The 19,545-nt window shown below is 40.5% G+C and carries 16 protein-coding genes and 1 pseudogene; 8 read left to right on the forward strand and 9 right to left on the reverse strand.

Translation table 11 applies throughout. The annotated features are described in order from the left end of the window. The first annotated feature begins 1 nt into the window (after window position 1). Window positions 2–610 (forward strand): response regulator, encoded by a 609-nt coding sequence (locus tag I6N90_RS17090; protein ID WP_197936837.1) that lies wholly within the window; start codon window positions 2–4, stop codon window positions 608–610. Window positions 611–873: 263 nt separating this feature from the next. Here the strand turns inward: I6N90_RS17090 and I6N90_RS17095 are convergent, their stop codons facing one another. The 6 genes from I6N90_RS17095 to I6N90_RS17120 form a co-directional block, all read right to left on the reverse strand. Then, window positions 874–1,689 carry a class I SAM-dependent methyltransferase gene (locus tag I6N90_RS17095; protein ID WP_197936838.1) on the reverse strand — a complete coding sequence of 272 codons (816 nt, stop codon included), beginning with the start codon at window positions 1,687–1,689 and terminating at the stop codon, window positions 874–876. Window position 1,690: 1 nt separating this feature from the next. Next, the gene (locus I6N90_RS17100; protein WP_197936839.1) at window positions 1,691–2,539 is read right to left on the reverse strand and encodes a polysaccharide deacetylase family protein; all 849 of its coding nucleotides are present in this window, start codon (window positions 2,537–2,539) and stop codon (window positions 1,691–1,693) included. A gap of 89 nt (window positions 2,540–2,628) precedes the next feature. Next, window positions 2,629–3,444: a sensor histidine kinase gene (locus I6N90_RS17105; RefSeq protein WP_232243074.1), complete on the reverse strand. Its 816-nt coding sequence runs from the start codon at window positions 3,442–3,444 to the stop codon at window positions 2,629–2,631. A 94-nt stretch (window positions 3,445–3,538) separates the two neighbouring features. Next, window positions 3,539–4,336 carry an ABC transporter permease gene (locus I6N90_RS17110; RefSeq protein ID WP_197936840.1) on the reverse strand — a complete coding sequence of 266 codons (798 nt, stop codon included), beginning with the start codon at window positions 4,334–4,336 and terminating at the stop codon, window positions 3,539–3,541. Beyond that, a complete protein-coding gene (locus I6N90_RS17115) occupies window positions 4,329–5,252 on the reverse strand; it encodes an ABC transporter ATP-binding protein (RefSeq protein ID WP_197936841.1) in 924 nt (307 codons plus the stop codon). The genes I6N90_RS17110 and I6N90_RS17115 overlap by 8 nt, the downstream gene beginning before the upstream one ends. A 91-nt stretch (window positions 5,253–5,343) precedes the next feature. Further along, the gene (locus I6N90_RS17120; RefSeq protein WP_197936842.1) at window positions 5,344–6,024 is read right to left on the reverse strand and encodes a response regulator transcription factor; all 681 of its coding nucleotides are present in this window, start codon (window positions 6,022–6,024) and stop codon (window positions 5,344–5,346) included. 192 nt (window positions 6,025–6,216) lie between these two features. Between I6N90_RS17120 and I6N90_RS17125 the strand changes: the two genes are divergently transcribed. The 5 genes from I6N90_RS17125 to I6N90_RS17145 all read left to right on the forward strand — a co-directional run bounded on the left by I6N90_RS17125 (window position 6,217) and on the right by I6N90_RS17145 (window position 11,076). Further along, window positions 6,217–6,828, forward strand: a complete 612-nt coding sequence (locus I6N90_RS17125; RefSeq protein WP_197936843.1) for an RNA polymerase sigma factor — start codon at window positions 6,217–6,219, stop codon at window positions 6,826–6,828. After that, entirely contained in the window at window positions 6,785–7,723 is a 939-nt protein-coding gene (locus tag I6N90_RS17130; RefSeq protein ID WP_197936844.1) for a hypothetical protein, read from the forward strand. The genes I6N90_RS17125 and I6N90_RS17130 overlap by 44 nt, the downstream gene beginning before the upstream one ends. Window positions 7,724–7,741: 18 nt before the next feature. After that, window positions 7,742–8,569 (forward strand): hypothetical protein, encoded by an 828-nt coding sequence (locus I6N90_RS17135; RefSeq protein WP_197936845.1) that lies wholly within the window; start codon window positions 7,742–7,744, stop codon window positions 8,567–8,569. Between the two features lie 149 nt (window positions 8,570–8,718). Further along, window positions 8,719–10,047 carry a cytochrome ubiquinol oxidase subunit I gene (locus I6N90_RS17140; protein WP_197936846.1) on the forward strand — a complete coding sequence of 443 codons (1,329 nt, stop codon included), beginning with the start codon at window positions 8,719–8,721 and terminating at the stop codon, window positions 10,045–10,047. 12 nt (window positions 10,048–10,059) lie between these two features. Beyond that, window positions 10,060–11,076 carry a cytochrome d ubiquinol oxidase subunit II gene (locus tag I6N90_RS17145; protein WP_197936847.1) on the forward strand — a complete coding sequence of 339 codons (1,017 nt, stop codon included), beginning with the start codon at window positions 10,060–10,062 and terminating at the stop codon, window positions 11,074–11,076. Window positions 11,077–11,278: 202 nt separating this feature from the next. Here the strand turns inward: I6N90_RS17145 and I6N90_RS17150 are convergent, their stop codons facing one another. Continuing rightward, window positions 11,279–13,399 carry a hypothetical protein gene (locus I6N90_RS17150; protein WP_197936848.1) on the reverse strand — a complete coding sequence of 707 codons (2,121 nt, stop codon included), beginning with the start codon at window positions 13,397–13,399 and terminating at the stop codon, window positions 11,279–11,281. A gap of 227 nt (window positions 13,400–13,626) precedes the next feature. Between I6N90_RS17150 and I6N90_RS17155 the strand changes: the two genes are divergently transcribed. Beyond that, window positions 13,627–15,039 (forward strand): alanine/glycine:cation symporter family protein, encoded by a 1,413-nt coding sequence (locus I6N90_RS17155; RefSeq protein WP_197936849.1) that lies wholly within the window; start codon window positions 13,627–13,629, stop codon window positions 15,037–15,039. Between the two features lie 164 nt (window positions 15,040–15,203). On the opposite strand, the gene I6N90_RS17160 is transcribed toward I6N90_RS17155, so the two are convergent. Beyond that, a complete protein-coding gene (locus tag I6N90_RS17160; RefSeq protein ID WP_197936850.1) occupies window positions 15,204–16,088 on the reverse strand; it encodes a pirin family protein in 885 nt (294 codons plus the stop codon). Between the two features lie 161 nt (window positions 16,089–16,249). Beyond that, a pseudogene (locus I6N90_RS17165) lies at window positions 16,250–17,266 on the reverse strand (serine hydrolase domain-containing protein); the annotation flags it as partial. A 479-nt stretch (window positions 17,267–17,745) separates the two neighbouring features. Between I6N90_RS17165 and I6N90_RS17170 the strand changes: the two are divergent. After that, complete coding sequence (locus tag I6N90_RS17170; protein ID WP_197936852.1) at window positions 17,746–19,530, forward strand: helix-turn-helix transcriptional regulator; 1,785 nt, start codon at window positions 17,746–17,748, stop codon at window positions 19,528–19,530. Window positions 19,531–19,545: the final 15 nt, after the last annotated feature.

Below are 19,545 nucleotides of genomic sequence, written 5' to 3' on the forward strand. Positions count from 1 at the left end.
AGTGATACGAATCATCATCGCAGAAGATCAAAAATTGCTTCGTGGAACGTTATCGTCCCTGTTATCAATGGAGGATGATATAGAAGTTGTAGCAGAAGCGGAGAATGGGAAAGTGGCGTGGGAAGTTATTCGGCAACATCAGCCTGATGTTTGTTTGCTCGATATTGAGATTCCGTTTATTTCGGGTCTTGAAATTGCTGAGAAGCTCAGGCAGGAAGGGTGTTCCGCAAAAATCATCATCGTAACTACGTTCGCTCGTCCCGGCTATTTGCAGAAAGCAATGGCACTGAAAGTGGATGGATACTTATTAAAGGATGAGCCGATTGATTTTCTAATCAATGCAATACGCAAAGTAATGGCAGGCGAACGAGTGATTAGTACGGACTTAGCGGCGGTACTGTTTCTAAAGGAAGAAAACCCACTAACGGAGCGGGAAACGGAAGTATTGCGCTTGTCGAGGCTCGGACTGTCGACGATGGAAATTGCTAAACAATTATTTTTAACCAATGGAACAGTCCGAAACTACTTGTCTCTAGCCATTCAAAAGCTGGGAGTAGAGACAAGGCAGCAAGCTACGGAAAAAGCGTATGAACAGGGATGGATTTCATGAAAATAAGAATAATAAGAAAAATAATATAGGAAAATAACCTACCATCACAATCACGTTTAGAAAACACAGAATGTTGCTATTAGCTCTGTAGGCAAATAAGAAGCCCACATAACCAAATGGAATTGACCACATAAAACTTTGCAAATCATGCCCAATTAGAACATTTCTAATAATGACAGACATACCTAATAACAAAAATAGTAGGGATAAAATACGAAGTTTTTTCATAGTTGCTCCTTCTATACTGTTGTGTGTGTTGTGCTTTAGCGCTTAGCCGTAACAGCAAAATAGATGGGCAGTATTCCTGCAAATAGCCACTGACTGCTTTCTGTATATTCAATCGAGTGAAAGCCTGCTTTTTTAAGTTGCTTTTTCAGTGAGCTAAAGGTAACCATGTCTAACGCACGTAAGCCGCGTCTGCTTTTTGAACTGCCCGTTTTTTTGAACAATTGTTTTCGAGTTACGAAGTAGTCAGGAAGATATCCTAATCCATGTACAACTAGAAATACACTGCCACCATGCTCAAGTAATCGATACATCTCGGCAAGCGTATTTGGTATATGCAAGTATTGAAGTGCAGTTCTACAAATGATGAAATCTAGCGATTGATCCTCCAGTTCGATATGGTGAGCATCATTAGCCTGTATCTGCACTTGTCCATCAAATAGATTACGTGAAGAAAGCGTGCTACAAAGTAGGGATAAATAGAAAGGATTATGATCGACAGCATAGACTATGCGCTCAGCATCACTTCTTAACAATGCATGAACGGTTGCACCAGGACCGCAGCATAAGTCTAATATCCGTTGTTTCCCTTCAGCATTTCGCAAAAGTAAGGTATCAAACTCATCTGGTGATATGGTTTGCCTATAGTACTCGTAACACGCATATCCAAATTCCGGTTGCACAATCTCATTAGATGAGCTGCTTAAAATTCCCTCTTGTTGTAACAGTTGAACAGCTTCTGGATTAGGTTCAGCAATCCCATATCGTTTGCTTAATCCAGCTCCCTCGCAGAAATAATAGGCAACGCAGGATAGCAGTTGCTCATCAAGGAGTATCCGTGAATGCTTGTCCATATCACGTTCCCCAATTCTTATTTTCTATTTGATGTAGGAAAGGATAATATTCTGCAATCGACTTACATTGGAACTGGCTAACTAATTGTTCAAGTTTGTGACGAGAAGATTGTAAGCCATAATAACGCCTTATTTTGTTTAGTAAGGAGAAGTTAGCTTGTCTAGGTTGATTCGGATCTAAGTCGTATGGATGGATATAAAAGACGTATGGATTCCCTTCAGAAATCCATTTTTGAATGCCATATTGAAACAGGAGGTAAGGGTATAAACGAAAAAAACCTCCACCTCCCCATGGTAGCTGAATGTTTCCAATCGAAAGGGCGGGCAGAGATAGTTCCCAAAATTGTTCCTTCACTTTGAAGAAGGGCTGTTCTAATTTGTTGTAGAGCTTGGAATAGAGATCATGAAAGCTTCCAGGGACTACGCTTGAATCATAAACAAATCCCTCTTCCTTCAAAATATCAAGTCCCCAATGCGTCATAGAAAAGCAGGGTGCTCGGTAGCCGATTACTTCTGCACCAATGATGTCCTCTAACGAATGTTTTGATTTTCTGATGTCATTTCTAAACGTCTCTTTGGATAAGGAATATACGAGTTCGTGGGCGAATCCATGTGATGCAATCTCATGTCCCATAGCAAATATCTCTTGAATGAGATGAGGTTTTTTGCAAGCAATCCAGCCCAAAACAAAAAAAGTCGCTTTGGCATTATGTTTCGTCAACAGTTCTAATATGGCATAAACCGTCGACTCCACTCTCGATTCATAGTTATCCCAGCTAGCCATCTGGATCTCTCGCCCATCCGTAAACCACTCTTCAAGATCGACAGTAAACATGATTGATTGAGCCAATAGCTCGCCTCCTTCTAATCTATGAACAAGAAAATATTTACAATTTTAGTATAAATGTTGTTTCGTTTAGCGTCCATCAGTATTTATATTTATTCGGACAACGGCAATTCCACACGTATCTCAAGGAAACTGCCTTCTAAGGATGCGCTTGTACTTCCGTCTAGCTGTTCCGCTAATAGCTTAACGATAGACAAACCTAGCCCCGTACTGCTCTTTCGAGCTTTGTCAGCGGTATAAAAACGATCAAAAAGCTGCTTAACGTCAATGGATGAAGCACTTTTCACAGCATTTTTAAAGGATAAAACGGCTTTGTCCGTAGTTTGCAAACGCACCTCAATAGGTCCATGAGCATGTTGAACACAGTTGTGGACTAAATTTTGGACAATTCTTGTAACTAATTCTTTATCGGCAAGGATATAGACAGGTGGGCTTTCTTCAAAGTGTACGGGTAAATGGTTTTGTTCCAATACAGTAATGGAGGATGCGAGGCACTCTATCACTAGATTGGTAAGATTGATGCGTTCGATGTTTAATTCTGGTACGGCATTCATGAGATAGGAATATTCAAAGAAATGTTCGATTAATCGTCCTAATTCATTGGCGTGTTTTTGAGCAATATGCAGTTTTTTCTGCTGATCGGACGTTAAGTCACTGATTGCAAGGAGTTGTTGGTAGCCTTTAATCGCCGTAAGAGGTGTACGCAAATCATGAGAAATATTTGAGATGAGCTCTTTAAAGCTCCTTTCCTCACGAATGCCCTTAAGACGGAGGGTTTCCTCCGCCTTTAGGCATTTGTTAATATGGATAGCTAACGTATTAAGCTCTCTACTCATCAACTCCAAATGAATAGGTTGGCGCGTATGTTCCGTCAGCCGTTTGTTTAACTGGCGGTTGATACTACGCAATTGTCGTTTATGAAAGGCGATATATAAGAGAAGTACAATAATGAGAATGATCAAACTGCAATCACAATGTGCAATACGCTCACCAACCGTTCAGTTACTTAATTTCCGACTTTCTAAAAAGGCTATATGCAATAACGAGCATGAAGATTATAAATAGTAGACTCATACCGACTGCTTTCATGATGTCTCCTATACGTGTATCAAGTGTCAAAAAGGCGTAATGACCACCATACGGTGTAAAGGAAAATATACGATCAAACAGCGGATAACTTTCTCCTAATCCTTTTGACTGTGCACTGATAATGGAAAATCCATAGAAAATAGCTATGACAAGAATAGGTTTCTTTAGAGCGATAGCAAGAGGGACACATAGGCTCAGTTGTGCAATATATACGATCATTAAAGTGAACATGATAGATAATAGCTTCATGATCTCTGATGCGGAAAAAGCTGCGCCATGCTCTGTCGTTAGTAGGTGCAGAAAGCCAACGGCTAAGGAACCCATACTAAACGCAGAGTCGGTACTAAGAGAAATTCCAGTTATGATCGCATATGGTAGCAGGACAAACACGATAGCTATGAAAAAAACAGTTGCCTTGCTAATGATGATAGAAGTTCTGCTGTTGCCATTAGAAATTGTGTCATGAATCGTTTTATTTTCGAAGTCACCGCAAATGTAGACAGCCGCTAGAAAAGCACCAATAATGCTGATCACGTGTACATCTGAGAACATGAACCCAAGTCCAGTTATACCTGCTTCGATTTTATTTAGTGGAATCAAATAGGCAATTATAGCCGTGATGAAGGCACTTAATGTAGTGATAGCGAACAATACCTTTATTGCTACCGATTTTCTTAATTTATATAAATCTGCTCCTATCAAATTAAGCATCTTGATCACCACCAATAACAGAAATAAAGTAGTTCTCAAGCGTGTCTCCCTCGATGGAGAGGTTCGTTACGACAATTCCGTTGTCATAGAGTACTTTCGATACGCGTTCTTTTTCGTTTAGGTAGTCATAAAGTTTAACGTTTCTGTCAGGCATTACTTTGTAATTGGTCGTATACAATTCCATCTCTAGCACACTTACTAGCTTTTCCGTCTCATTACAGCGAATAAGGATGTGATGTTTGCATCGTTCATCAAGCTGTTCGAGAGTGAGTGCTTGCATGACTTTACCTTTGTGGACGATGATATAATCTGTCGCTGTCTGATAGAGTTCTGGTAAGTTATGACTAGAAATTAAGATCGTCATTTGTCTCTCTTCGCATAATTTCCGTAGCAAATTACGAATTTCTACTACACCGAGAGGGTCAAGCCCATTGATTGGCTCATCCAAAATAAGTAATTCTGGGTTGCCAATGAGAGCAATTGCAATACCTAGACGCTGCTTCATGCCAAGTGAAAAGTTTTTTGCTTTTTTGTTGCCCGTATCAGCGAGTCCAACAAGCTCCAGCAACTCTCCCTCGATTTCAACGTTTGGAACACCACGCATCATTCTACGAAACCTGAGATTTTCTTTTGCCGTCATATTTGGGATAAAGCCCGGATTTTCAATCATGCAGCCTAGTCGCTTTCGTTCGTTTTGCAAATCTCGTTCGCTACTATGACCAAATAGCTCAATGGTGCCCTCAGTGGGGAAAGAAAGCCCGACAAGTAGTCGCATAAGAGTTGTTTTTCCTGCGCCATTTTGCCCAATTAAACCATATATTTTACCGGGTTTCATTGTAATTGACACATCACGCAGCGCAAAAGAGCCGTTGTAACTTTTCGTAAGGTTGTTTGTTTTTAAGACATATGGATTCATGTTGCTCACCTATCCTTTCTAACGTTAGTTTAATTTCGATAGGTTTAGAAAAGGTTAAGGGGAGCTAGCAAATAGTTAAGAAAGGGATAATTTATTCTTTATAAAGACGATAGCCGAGTCCCCATACGGTTTCGATATATTCCTCAGTGGGGCTTGCTTTCTTAAGTTTATTACGCAGATTGCTCATATGAGTCTTAACGGCATTGTCATCGCCGAGATATTCGTCCTTCCAAACGGATTCGTAGAGATTTGATTTGGTAAACACTTTGCCATTGTGCTTTAGTAGCAGCTCCAAGATCATATATTCTTTTGCAGTCAGCTCTATTTCAGTATCTGCTATAGTGACGCGTTTGGTACTGTCGTCCAGTTTTACATCTTTATATTGAAAAACTTTATTTTCTTGTATTTGTTTGCGGGAACGTCGTAGATTAGATGCTACTCTGGCTACAACTTCACCTAAATCGAAAGGTTTCGTTATATAGTCATCCGCGCCTAGTTTCAAGAGATCAATTTTTGTGCCAACCCTATCTTTTGCGGAAATGATGATAACAGGTGTATCAGAGAAACTGCGCATCTCTTTAAGAATCTCATCCCCGCTTTTGTAAGGAAGCATAATGTCCAGCAAGACTAAATCGTAGTGATTGTTTTTGATTTCCTCTATTCCATCCATACCTGTAAGAGAGAGTTTTACTTGATAGTCTGCACGTGTCAAGGCCTCTGAGAGCATTAAACCGACGTCTTCTTGATCTTCAATAATGAGAATAGTCTCCATTAAAATAACCTGATCCTTTCTGGTTCGATTCTGATTACATCTTTCGACAAAAGGTTTTAATTCCCTTTTTTGGTATGTAACGTTTGCGTGAGTAGCCGATATATAGAAGAGATTATAGGGTAAAAAAATTGAACGTAATGTCACATTTCACTATAGATGATTCGTTGTACTGATTGAAAGGGGATGAAGGATATGGATGATTTGGTAGATTTAAATGATGAGCAGCTGCATCAGATTATTGCTGAAGTGCTAGACGGCGATACAGAGAAATTCGAAATCATTATACGAAAATATCAAAAAGCTATTTATCGCTATTGTTTTCATCTGCTAGGCAGTCCTACTGAGGCTGAAGACAACGCTCAGGAAGTGTTTTTGAAAGCTTTTCGTTATTTGGATAAGGTGAATCCGGTCATACCTTTCGGAGCTTGGCTGTACAAGATTGCCTACAATCAATGTATAGATACGATTCGGAAACGGAAGCTCGTTAAGTACTTACCATTTTTCTATCGAGATGAGAAAGAAAATACACAAGTAGATTTGCAGATTGAAGCCACTTACTTTAATGAATTTGTGTATCAAGCAATGTTGAGATTATCAGCAGACGAGAGGAATGTACTCATTTTACGCTGTGTTGAAGATAAGACCTTTGGTGAAATTAGTTTGATTCTTAGTCAAAATAGCGCCAGTCTGCGAAAAAAGTATGAGCGCGCAGCAACAAAGTTTCGTAAGTATTATGCTGAGGTGAAGGGAGCTAATGAACATGACATTGAACAAAAATCACGACTTGAAAAAACTTTTTCATGAAGCACATATTCCTACTGTGGATTTAACGGAGAAAGTGATGAAGAAGCTATACGCGGAGCAGAACAGCAAACCGAAATTTATGATCAAATACAAAGTAAGTCTATTGGTAGCGGTAGCTATGCTTATGACGGCATCAACGGCTTTTGCGATGATTCAATATCAATCCATAAAAAATAAGCAGGGGGAAGTCGTCTTTGAAACTGGTCCATTAAATGAGGCTCCGAGGTTAACTGAAGATGAGAGACAACGGTGGATTAAAACTCGTATTTTAGGGGACGCAATATTAAAGGACGGTTCAGCTGCGTTTTTCTACATCGTCCCACATAATCCAAATATGGAGATTGATCTTAGAAATAAGCCATTTCTGTTTACGGATGTGTCGGCACTTCGGGAGAAAGTAACGGATAAGTCGGTTACGATCAGAGACAGCTTGGGTGAAAATTACACATTTAAAAGTGCGAAGGTCTTCTTTGAACCGGTTGCTTTACTCAATCCACAAACACCAGAAGAAAAAGCGGCAATAGCAGAAAAACTTAAGAAGCAGGCTGAGCAATCGAAAAAAGATTATGCGATGTTGCCGCTGGAACTATCTGATCGTTTCTTTCATTTAAACACTACCTACCAAAAACAGAAGAATGAAATAAACGTTACGATCAATTATAGTCGTGGTGTACCAACGGCACATTATGATGAACAAATGAACATTAAACAAGAAAAGATTCAAGTTAACGGAGTAGATATGCTTTATTCCGTATCTAATGAAGGTTTTAAGGATTTAACATGGATTGTTGAGATTCCGGGCAGCAAACTTAATTATTTGTACAATATCGTAACGAGTGCAGATGATATTACGAAAGAAGACATGAAGAAGATAGCCGAATCTTATATGAATTAGTAATAGGAGTGATCTATTTTGAAAAAGATAGTAGGTCTGTTAATTGTAGCTGGTATGTTGCTCACATCATCAACAGGTTTTGCAACAAATAAATACCATAATTTAGAAAACGAGAAGGGTGAAGTCGTTTATCAGACAAAGTCGCTGAAAGAAATGCCTGTGGTAAAGTATAGCAAAGATGAAACGAAACGTATGAGTAAAAGCCACGATTTGGCTGATCAATTATTGAAGAATGGTTCGGCAGCACTTTTTTATGTTGTGAACAACAATCCAAAAGGAGAAACAGACCTAAGATTTAAGCCATTTGTGTTTACTGATGTAGCCGCTCTTCGTAAGAAAATGAAAGGACAGCCACTTATCATTAGTGACAAATTGATAGGGAAATACACATTCAAAAGTGCAACGGTCTTTTTTGATCCTATTACAGTGTTGAATCCTCCTACGGTTAAAGAACAAGCGAATATAGCGGATAAGTTGCGGAAGGAAGCGAAGAAGTCAAAAAAGGAATATGCGATGATGCCGGTGGAATTATCAGATCGCTTTGCTCATCTCACTATCCAATATGCACATGGAGACGAACAAATATCGGTTTCTATTATGAATCATATAACCACGTCTATTCCTACAACTTACGTGGATGATCAAATGAAGATTGAGCAGGAGAAAATAGATGGAAAGAAAACAGATTTTCTATACACGGAATACAAGGAAAACGAATTAAAGGATATCGTATGGGTTGCCCAACTACCAGATAAAAAAGCTAAATATGTATACAGTGTAAGATCAAGCGCACCAAAAATAACGAAAAAAAACTTGGTTAAAATAGCCGAATCGTACATGAAATAATCCCTGGTACTGCCTCAGGTCGCATAAATGCGGCCTTTTCTGTTTTTAACATATGGCTATTCTCGGTGAATACTTATTGGCAATGAAAGCCATAATACCCAAATAAATAATCAGACGTTAACGGAGGTCTGTAAGTAGGAGGGGTTAAGGTGGATACGTTAGATTGGAGTCGCGGTTTAACAGAAATGACGTTAGCATTTCATATTTTGTTTGCCACTATTGGAGTTGGTATACCGGTCTTTATCTCAATCGCTGAATTTATTGGGATAAGGAAAAAGGATCAACATTATTTGCTAATGGCGAGACGTTGGACACGCGGTTTTGTCATTACTGTAGCTGTAGGTGTCGTTACTGGTACGTGCATTGGCTTACTTCTCAGCCTGTTGTGGCCCCAGTTTATGCGATTTGCAGGGAACGTAATTAGTTTGCCGTTATTTCTGGAAACCTTTGCATTTTTCTTCGAAGCGATTTTTCTAGGTATCTATCTGTATACATGGAACCGATTTTCCAATCCGTACATCCACTGGTTGATCACGCTGCCAATCGTTATCGGTGCATCGGCTTCTGCCCTGTTTATTACGATGGTTAATGCTTTTATGAATACGCCACAAGGGTTTACGCTCGAAAATGGCAGGCTGACGCATCTTGATCCGCTCGCTGCTATGTTTAATCCAGCGACACCGTCGAAGGTCGCTCATGTCTTATCATCAGCGTACTTAACGTCAGCTTTCGTACTCGCTATGATCGCTGCTTTTGCCATGCTGAGAGGAAGAGATAATGAATATAACCGAAAATCGATTCGTCTTACTATGGTGACGGGTTTAATTCTTGCAGCTGCTACGATTTGGATAGGAGATAGTTCAGCCGTGTTTCTAGCGAAGGCACAGCCGGAGAAGCTTGCTGCCGCAGAATGGCATTTCGAGACTAGCAGTAAGGCCCCGCTAGTTATTGGAGGGCGAATAGATCCAGAAACAAATGAGGTTTCTGGGGCAATTACTATCCCATGGGCACTTAGTATTCTTGCAACTCATGATCCAAATGGGACGGTTATCGGTCTTAATGATATTCCGAGGGATGAGTGGCCACCACTTTATGTCCATTATTTGTTCGATTCTATGGTAGGGATCGGATTTTATTTGCTCGGGATCTCGTTTTTGTTCCTTATTATGACTTGGGTGAAGCGTTGGAACGCATATAATCGTTGGATTCTTATAGGGATTCTTGCAGGGGGGCCATTGTCGCTGCTTGCGATCGAGCTTGGTTGGTTTTACGCGGAAGTAGGCAGACAGCCATGGATTCTTAGAGGTTACATGCGTGTGTCCGATGCAGCTACTACTAATCCGCATGTAGGAACGACATTTTGGATGTTTGCTGCTTTGTACCTCTTGCTGGGTGTTTTGTGTCTGTTCGTACTCAGTCGTTTGTTCCGCAACAAACCAGCAGAGCTTGAGCTGGAAGAGCGTCGCATAATATTGTAGGAGGCTAACAGAATGTCGCTCGAACAAATTGGCATTACGGTGCTTTGGGTATTCCTTTACGGTTACTTAATTGTTGCGTCCATCGATTTTGGTGCTGGATTTTATTCTTATTATGGGAGGGTAATCGGGATTGAATCGGTTATAGGCCCTATAATATCCAGATATTTATCGCCTGTTTGGGAAGTAACGAATGTTTTTCTTGTGTTCTTTTTCGTTGGAATCGTCGGTTTCTTTCCGGAAACGGCTTATTACTACGGAACGGCATTGCTTGTCCCAGGAAGCATTGCGCTTATCTTGCTCGCTATACGGGGATCTTTCTACGCCTTTGCTAACTATGGTGCACGGAAAAGTAACTTGTATTTACTGGCCTACGGGGCGACGGGGCTGCTCATACCAGCCGCTTTATCAACTGTGTTTACGATCTCAGAAGGCGGCTATATGTCGGTTGACGGGGGAACGGTTACGTTGCATATGGACGAGCTGTTTTTTAGCTCCTATTCGTGGGCTGTCGTTCTTCTAGCTATGTCTAGTGTGCTGTTTATTAGCTCAACGTTTTTGACGTATTACGCAGGGCATGCGGAGGATAAGAGGGCACTTGAATGGCTTCGCTCATTCGCCTTATGGGGGGGAGTACCGACGATAATATCCAGCCTATTTGTTTTTATCGCGCTTCGCAATCACAATCTGGAGCATTTCGAAAATGCGCTTAACATATGGTGGATGTTTGCCCTGTCCTTAGTTAGTTTTATTATTGCTTATTGGCTCATTTGGCGCAGAAGAAACTATGGGACAGCATTTATTATGGTGATGTTGCAATTCGCCTTTGCCTTCTTTGGTTATGGCATTTCGCATCTTCCGTATTTGCTATACCCGTATTTACTCCTTTCAACGAGTGTTACGAATGTGATTATGGGTCGAGCATTAGTCATTACTTTCCTCCTAGGGCTCGTTCTGCTTATCCCAGCGCTTGTTCTGCTGCTTAGATTGTTTTTATTTAATGCGAAGTATGTGAAGGGGGAAACGTCATGAATACATTTGAACGGCAAGATAAATGGTTAATGCGACTTTGCTTTGGTATTGCGATCTTGCTTTTGTTGTCGGGGTTGCGGTTTATTTTTTAAAATATCTAAGCGCAAATATATGTTTATTCTTTTGTGCATTCAAATAATCGAAAGGCCATCCCGTAAAGGATGGCCCTATTTACATATGAAGTTATCGCTCGTTAAGACTATTATTTGGTCGGTGTCCCGATCAACATTGTCCCATTATCTCCAGCAACTATAAATTTTTTCCCATCCCAGATAACGTCGGTGTTCAGAGAGTTTACCGTCACCTGCGCTGATTTCGTATAATTTAAACCATCATAGGAATAGTGCATAATACCGCCACCACCCCAATCACTAATGGATGAAGCTACATATAGTTTGCCACTCCATACGGAGTTTAGTAAACGAATATTTGTTGGTTTCTGCTTCCACTTCAATCCGTTAGCGGAGGTTGCTACAGTTGAATTATTGCTTAATATGGAAAATTGCTTACCATTCCAGAGTATGTCAGAGGCTCTTTGGGAAGACAACCAATAATCATTGTTTAATGTTAAATCAACATTTTTCCAGGTTACCCCGTCAGTTGATCGGTATATGTTCCCCATGTTATCCGTTTGATTTTTTGATTGTCCTAAGGCTAGATAAATATTTCCGCCCTTAACGACCTTGGACGTTATAACAGGCGAGGTTTTTACTTTACTCCACGTAATTCCATCCTTAGAAGTTGTGTAGCCTCCGTTTACAACAGCATAGAACTGATTATTTAGCCATGAAACAGAGTCTATCGTAGTTACGCTGGATGGAAACTTGCTTTTTGTCCATACACCTGGAGCTGTAGAGTAGTAACTTTGGATACCCATTATAGGATAGCCAAATCGGTCTGTACCACTCCCAAAAGCGAGGATCGTGCCTTTACCAGCCACGAGTTTACTCCAGTCTATATAAGACGGTAAGGACTTAATCTCTGATCTGCTCCAATCATATCCATTCGAAGATTCCCATAAGGACCCGATGTCATCATATACAAAAGGGATGTTATAATGGCCTGTTGCAACGTATCGATTTTTACCATCGAACAAAAGATGGGTAAAGTCCAACTGTGTCTTTTCCCTTACAACCGTCCAGTACGTTGCAGTGGGTGAGTCGCTGTTGTCAACCTCATTAATAAGAATAGTCCCGTAATTGGTAATTGCGATTTGTTTCGTTCCATCATGGAATATGGCATTAATCATTGAATCGTCCAAAATTTTTTCAAAGCCATGAGTGGTAATGTCATTTGTATAGTAATTGCCCTTCGTTTTCCACGTTATTAGATCGGTTGAATGGATTGTGCTATTAAATGCTTGTAGCCCAATGAATTGATTGCCATCCCATACTAAATTTAATATGTCGATATCAGTGGTAGATATATTACTTTTGACTATTTTCCAAGTCAGACCATCAGTTGATGTATAAAGGGCCGGTTTTTCTGTTTTTGGATCCGAACTGATTGCGATAAATTGTTTATCACGGTTAATAATATCTTGAATGGTATAACCATTACTTGGGAGACGTGCATCCCAAGTAACCAGATTAGACGAACTTAGCGTTAGTGGCCCAGCTTTTATTACATATTTGGTGCCGTTATAAGCAATTTTTCCTGGAACAGGATCGATCTCAAATGATACATTCAGTTTTTTTAAGTCATATTTAAGAGGAACTACGGTCCAATCGATTCCATTAACAGAAGTAGAAATAATGCCTTGCGTGTGGCTTAGTGCTCTATCTGGCCGAGAATATATTCTCCATATTCCAACAGATATATAACGTTTTCCATCCCATACGACATTAAAAAAATTCAAGTCCTCTTTATTAACTTTCTGTCCCCATTTAACAAGTGGATATTCTTTGGGATGAGTAGTTTTATAATACTTATACATATCCTTCTGAGTAGGAGGATTTATCAGCTTGCCCGCTGACCAAGAAATACCGTCTTTAGATGATAGGAGACTACCTTTTTCTCCAACAGTTACAAAATTTTTGCCATTAGATACAATAGAATTCAAATCACCTATTGTGGGCGACTTTACATTCGTCCATTGTTTACCGTCTTTCGAGTGTAAAATGGTTTGATCAGAACCTACTACTACGTAATTACTTTCATCGTCCATTGCAATATCGTTCAAGTCATTTGATTCCGTAGCAGTCAATGTAGACCATTCGATTCCACTGGCATCCTTGCTTGCCGCTTGTGATATTGGATTTAGAAATTCGAAACATAAAACAAAAATCGTGAAGATGAACATGATGCGTACTTTCTTTCTCATACAATTTCCTCCAAGATGATGTGATAGCAATAAAATTCGACATAATACCAGAAATATCCTCTAGCTTCACAGTTTTTGGGATTCTGAGTTACTCAAAAAACAAAGAACAGCATAAATTTGCTGTTTTTTTTTTTCATCTGATATAATGGCAGTTACGTTTGAAGATATTAAGGAAGAGAATGTTTTGCATCTAGGTATCGACAGAATGGCAAGAGAGGTGGAGTTACATGCAACAAGTAGTACAAGATATGATTAGTGTAATAAACGATTTTCTTTGGGCGAAGGTGTTAATTGCCCTCCTAATTGTTTGTGGTCTTTATTTCACCATTGGGTCGAAATTCGTACAGTTCGGCATGTTCAAAGAAATGTTTGTTGTACTTAGAGGGTCTAATGTAAAGTCGAAAGACGGTATTTCGGCGTTCCAAGCTTTCTGTATCAGTATGGCGGCCAGGGTTGGAACAGGCAATATAACAGGTGTCGCTATTGCGATTTCATTAGGCGGACCTGGAGCAGTGTTCTGGATGTGGCTTATTGCCGTTATTGGATCAGCGTCAAGTTTTATTGAAAGTACGTTAGCTCAGATTTACAAAATTAAAGATAAAAACGGATTCCGCGGTGGACCGGCCTATTATATGCAGCAGGGTCTAAAGAGTCGTTGGATGGGATCGCTATTCGCCGTTTTGATTACGTTATCGTTCGGACTTGTATTTAACGCAGTTCAGTCTAACACGATTACAGCTGCATTTGAGAATTCATTTGGCACTGATCGTTTAGTTCTAGGGATTGTTATGGCTCTTGCATTTGCTGGTATTATATTTGGTGGTGTCAAACGTATTGCGAAGATGTCCGAATACATTGTCATCGTAATGGCAGTTGTTTATATCGGGGCTGCTGTCGTTATTGTGTTATTCAACATCACTAAATTGCCCGAAGTGATGAGCATTATTTTGAAAAATGCATTCGGAATAGAACAGTTTGCTGGCGGTACGTTCGGAGCAATGATTATGCAAGGTGTGAAGCGCGGTTTGTTCTCGAATGAAGCGGGTATGGGTAGCTCGCCGAATGCGGCAGCAACGGCAACAACAAGTCATCCCGTCAAGCAAGGGCTGATGCAAGCACTTGGTGTTCTTGTTGATACGCTACTTGTTTGTACAAGTACGGCTTTTATTATATTGTTTTCAGATGCATACAAACAATCAGGACTTGATGGCATTGCGCTGACGCAAGCTGCATTAAGTGAACATATCGGTTCGTGGGCATCAGGGTCGCTCGCTGTTATGATTTTCTTGTTTGCGTTTAGTACACTAATCGGAAATTATTATTATGGTGAGACGAATATCGAGTTTTTGAAATCAAGAAAATCAGTGCTGAATGTGTATAGATTTAGTGTTCTGGCGATGATTGTGTTCGGTTCTGTAGCAAAGGTTCAATTGGTATGGGATATGGCTGACTTATTTATGGGTCTTATGGTTATCGTCAACTTGACCGCTATTACGCTGTTATCTAAAGTAGCTTTTGCAGCATTAGCTGATTACAAAAAACAGAAACGAGCTGGACTCGATCCAGTCTTCTATAAAGACAGCATTAAAGGTGTCAGCGAAGTTGAATGTTGGGATAACACACCAAGTGCAGGAAAGTAGATAGAGATTGCATGTCGGTACATAATGTATATGAACGTGCATGACAAGACATGCTTGTACTGTTCTTACCGTGCATAGCCTATATACGTCAAAGAGCGCTCCCACACAGCGACAAAGTCGTCTGCATGAGAGAGCTCTTTGGATTTACACCTTATAGTTGCTTTTTAGAAATCAGTGTTGCCCATTTTTCCCGCTTGAAAGTCATTAAAAGCTTCTATTATTTCCGCTTCGCTGTTCATAACAAACGGACCGTGTTGAAAAATCGGTTCATTGATAGGTTCTCCGCTCAATATGATTACAACAGTATCATCAGTTTCGCCTTCCATTTGGATATAGCCTTGTTCGTTGCTAAAGAGAACAAAATCTCCTGTCGCAGCTGTTCTAGTCCCATTCACTTTGGCAGATCCTTTGAGTACTAACGCTGCTGTGTTAAAGGTTGAAGGTAGCTCGAATGTTGCCTTGCCATTTGCTTTAAATGAGATATCGAACATATGAATCGGCGTGAACGTTTGTGCAGGACCTTTAACGCTATTGTATTCACCCGCAATGATGCGAACCTCACCGCCGTCATCTGGCAACTTAACTCTTCCCATATTCCCATTCAGCAACTCTTGATATCTAGGTGCATGCATTTTGTTTGCGCGGGGAAGATTAACCCACAGTTGAATCATTTGGAATAAACCGCCGCGTTTAGAAAATTCCCGTTCATGATATTCTTTGTGCAATAATCCAGAACCAGCTGTCATCCACTGCACATCACCAGGTCCAATAATGCCGTGATTACCATGGTTATCGTTATGTTCAACGTAACCTTCGTAAGCAATCGTAACCGTTTCGAAACCTCGATGAGGATGTGCGCCTACTCCTTTTACTTGTTCACTTGGCGGGAAAACGAATGGTGCATTGTAATCCATTAAAATAAACGGGCTGAAACGTTGTCCAAAGTTTGTTCCAGACGGGAAGTAGTTCGATACTCGGAATCCATCGCCAACCATATGAAAGGGAGCACCTTGGAAAACACCTTCAATTGATCGTAAGTTGTTTGTCATGTGAGCAAGCTCCTTTAAAAGTTATTTTTAAATTAAATATCTTAAATTAAAGATATATTGAATTTAAGATCTTGTCAAGTACCTGGACAAGAGGATTACGTCTTACGATCAATGAAAAATGGCCTGTACCCATAAATGATGGGTACAGGCCGTTCTCTACATTAACGACTAAATTCTTTATCAAAGATTTTAAAATGGTTCGGATCCACTTCGGGCCCTACTGCATTGGTGTTAAGTACCATAATATGCTTTCCACCTAGAGGACCACCAGCTAGTGTTGAGAATCCATGAGTACCGCCCGCTGCTGCCCAGTAATATTCTCCGTTTGGAAGTTTTATTTGCAGAATGCCCAGTCCAAAATTTCCAAAAGGCGATGGATGACCTGTCGTCATCTCCTTCATCATCTCATCATTTAATAATTCCCCACCTAATAACGCACTCATAAAGGTAATAAGATCATCAGCGGTTGAAACCATATCGCCAGCCGCATTTCCCCATGAAGGGTTAAACTCTGTGAAATCATGCAGCTTCATCGTCCTATCTAAGTTATAACCTCTAGCATGATCGCCTGGGATAAGTGGATTACTACCGCGCACAGATGTACCTGTAAGTCTTAGTGGGTCGATAAACCGTTTCTTTATTTGCTCCGCATATGTTTCTCCAGTTACTTTCTCGATAATAAGACCAGCCAGTATCGTATTTGTATTAGAATAGTCAAAGTTTGTTCCCGGTGAGAAAACGGGTGGTTTTGCCAATCCTTTGTCTATAAGCTCTGTGGTTGTATAATACCGATATGGATTTTGAGGTATCGTAATGTCACGGAAATCGTTATCTGTATAGCTAGCGATACCACTGCGGTGATTTAGTAATTGTGAAATTAGAACCTTACTGCCGTCATACCCATTACCTTTAACGACACCTGGCAACCATTTTTCTACTGAGTCATCTAAGTTTAGCTTCTTTTCTTGAGCGAGTTGCAATACAACGGCAGCGACAAATGTCTTTGTGACGCTTCCAACTCGGAATGAAAAGTGAGGTTCCATCGGATAAGAATCCTCTATACTAGCTAGACCAGAAGCGTAAGTCCATCGTTCTCCATTCTGTAGTCCACCAGCTACTATCCCCGGTATATACTTGCTTTTTACCGACTCATCGATGAGGTTCTTGATTTTATTTCGGCTCGCTTCAGCGGAAGCGTATGCCAAGTTTTTATTATCCTTCTTAACTGTTACGATTGCACCTGATACATTATTAATGTTTGCGGCTGCATCGATCGATTGCCTTGTTTGTACTTCATTCGCCTTTACATAATTATGAGCAGGCAGTGCGAGGGTGCTAATTAGTAACGCGGATAAAGTAAGTCTCAGTCCTCTTTTACTAGTAATTCGTTTCATCATTCATCTCTCCTAAATTGTTGTAATGTATTTGCTTCACCCCCTCAATGTAAACCATCTGTTGTTAAAAAGAATATTGACTAAACCGCATCAGTTTTGGGTGACATCGCCCTTGAACCTGTCAACTTTCAAGTATGACTAATTGTCATATGGCAGGAATGACAGTGTTTCTCTCACTTGACTAAAGGGGAAAGTAGGGTGCATGATTAATCGGAATTACTTGATTTTTCTTATCTTTTAGCATAGGCAGGTGTACATCGTTTATGAAGTCTATTATGAAAACGTGGCTTTGGTATGATTGGATGACAGTTGGTTTACGAACACTGTGGCTGCTCATTGTCGGTATGACTGTTTGTATTAACTTGTCACTAGCAGCTCTGCTCGTTTGGGTAACCGTTATCTCTGCATTAGTGGTGTACTTCATACCGCTTATTGTGAAATATAGGGATGAAAACAAATATCTTGTTGTAGAAGTGTTGTCGGCGGGTACCTTTTACCTCTACATTGCCTACTTTAGTTCGGAATTGCTGTGGTCTTTTGCTATATTGGTCATTATTATCGGTTTAGCCAGTAATCCCAAAACGTATGTCTGGGCGGGAATCAGCTGTGGTTTTATTTTCCCGATTGTGAATGGTTGGATTTCTAATCAGCCCCCCCTCGAGCTTGTTGTTAGTTGCAGTGTTAGTTTCGCGATGGGATATGCCTTTAACGTACTAATTCAATCTCATAAGCAAGCTGGAATCATTCAAGAGCAGAAACAATTATTGGAGCAGCATCTTACGAAGATTGAGGAGCTTACTCTTAAGGAGGAGCGAAGCAGGCTGTCACATGAGCTGCATGACACGGTTGGCCACTCGCTAACCTCTCTAATTGTAGGTGTAGAGTCGCTTCGATCATATGTCCCTGTTACACAGATAGAACGAATTGATGCGCTTGTTTCGATCGGACAGCACAGTCTCGATGATATACGAAAGCATATGTATCAACTTACATCTACGCCGCTAAACGATTCACTAAGTGAATCGCTGCTCCAACTAACACAAGAGTTTATGAAGTCTACAGGTATTCATGTTAACTTCCGTGTAATCGGTAGAGAGACTCTTGTTATACAGAAGATGAGTTTCTGTTTATATCGCTGCCTTCAAGAATCGCTCACAAATGCAGTTCGTCACGGTCAGGCAAGCGAGGTATCTGTTCAATTGTATTTCGAAAGCCAGCAGATTCGATTGCAGATAGAGGATAATGGTGTAGGCATGGAGTCAAGTGAATTCGGCTTTGGTCTACATGGCATGCTGGAACGGCTGGAATTGCTTGATGGAACGTTATCCGTTCATTCGCAACTAGAACAAGGAACTATCGTCATATGTACGATTCCTTTGCAAGCTGAACGCATCCAAGGTACTATCCGCTTACTGATTGTAGATGATCAAGCTATTATTGCGGATAGTTTAAAACATATTATGAATCAGCATGCTGACTTTCTTGTCGTCGGTACAGCTTGCAATGGGCAAGGCGCATTAGAACTTTGCGAGCAATTCGAACCAGATATTGTGCTGATGGATGTTCATATGCAAGGGATGAATGGGCTTGAAGCTTTACGAGTGATGAAACAACGATGGCCTACTATGAAGGTCGTACTTATGACAACATTTGAGGATGCGATGGAGGCAACAACGGCACTTGAGAATGGTGCAGAAGGATATATGCTCAAGTCAACGCATTCTAAAGAGATAATGGAAGCTATGAAACTTATTTATCGGGGAGGTACGTGGATCGATCAGAGTGTGGCTGTGAGAGTATTCGAAGTGATGAAACGACAGCGTGAGGTGCTAGAGAAGATCGTTCCCAATGATCCGTATGGGTTAACGAAACGAGATAGGGAGATATTGGAGCAATTATCGAATGGCATGCGATACAAGTCGATTGCCGCAAAGCTCTTTTTAACAGAAGGAACGGTACGTAATTATTGTTCGACACTATATTCGAAGTTAGGTGTGAGCAATAGGGAAGAGGCAGTTGAGCTTGCGCGAACGAAGAGTATCTTGTAACGAGTGTATAATGAA

This window comes from Paenibacillus sp. GSMTC-2017 (assembly GCF_016019935.1).
In the GTDB taxonomy this organism is placed as follows: Bacteria; Bacillota; Bacilli; order Paenibacillales; family Paenibacillaceae; genus Pristimantibacillus.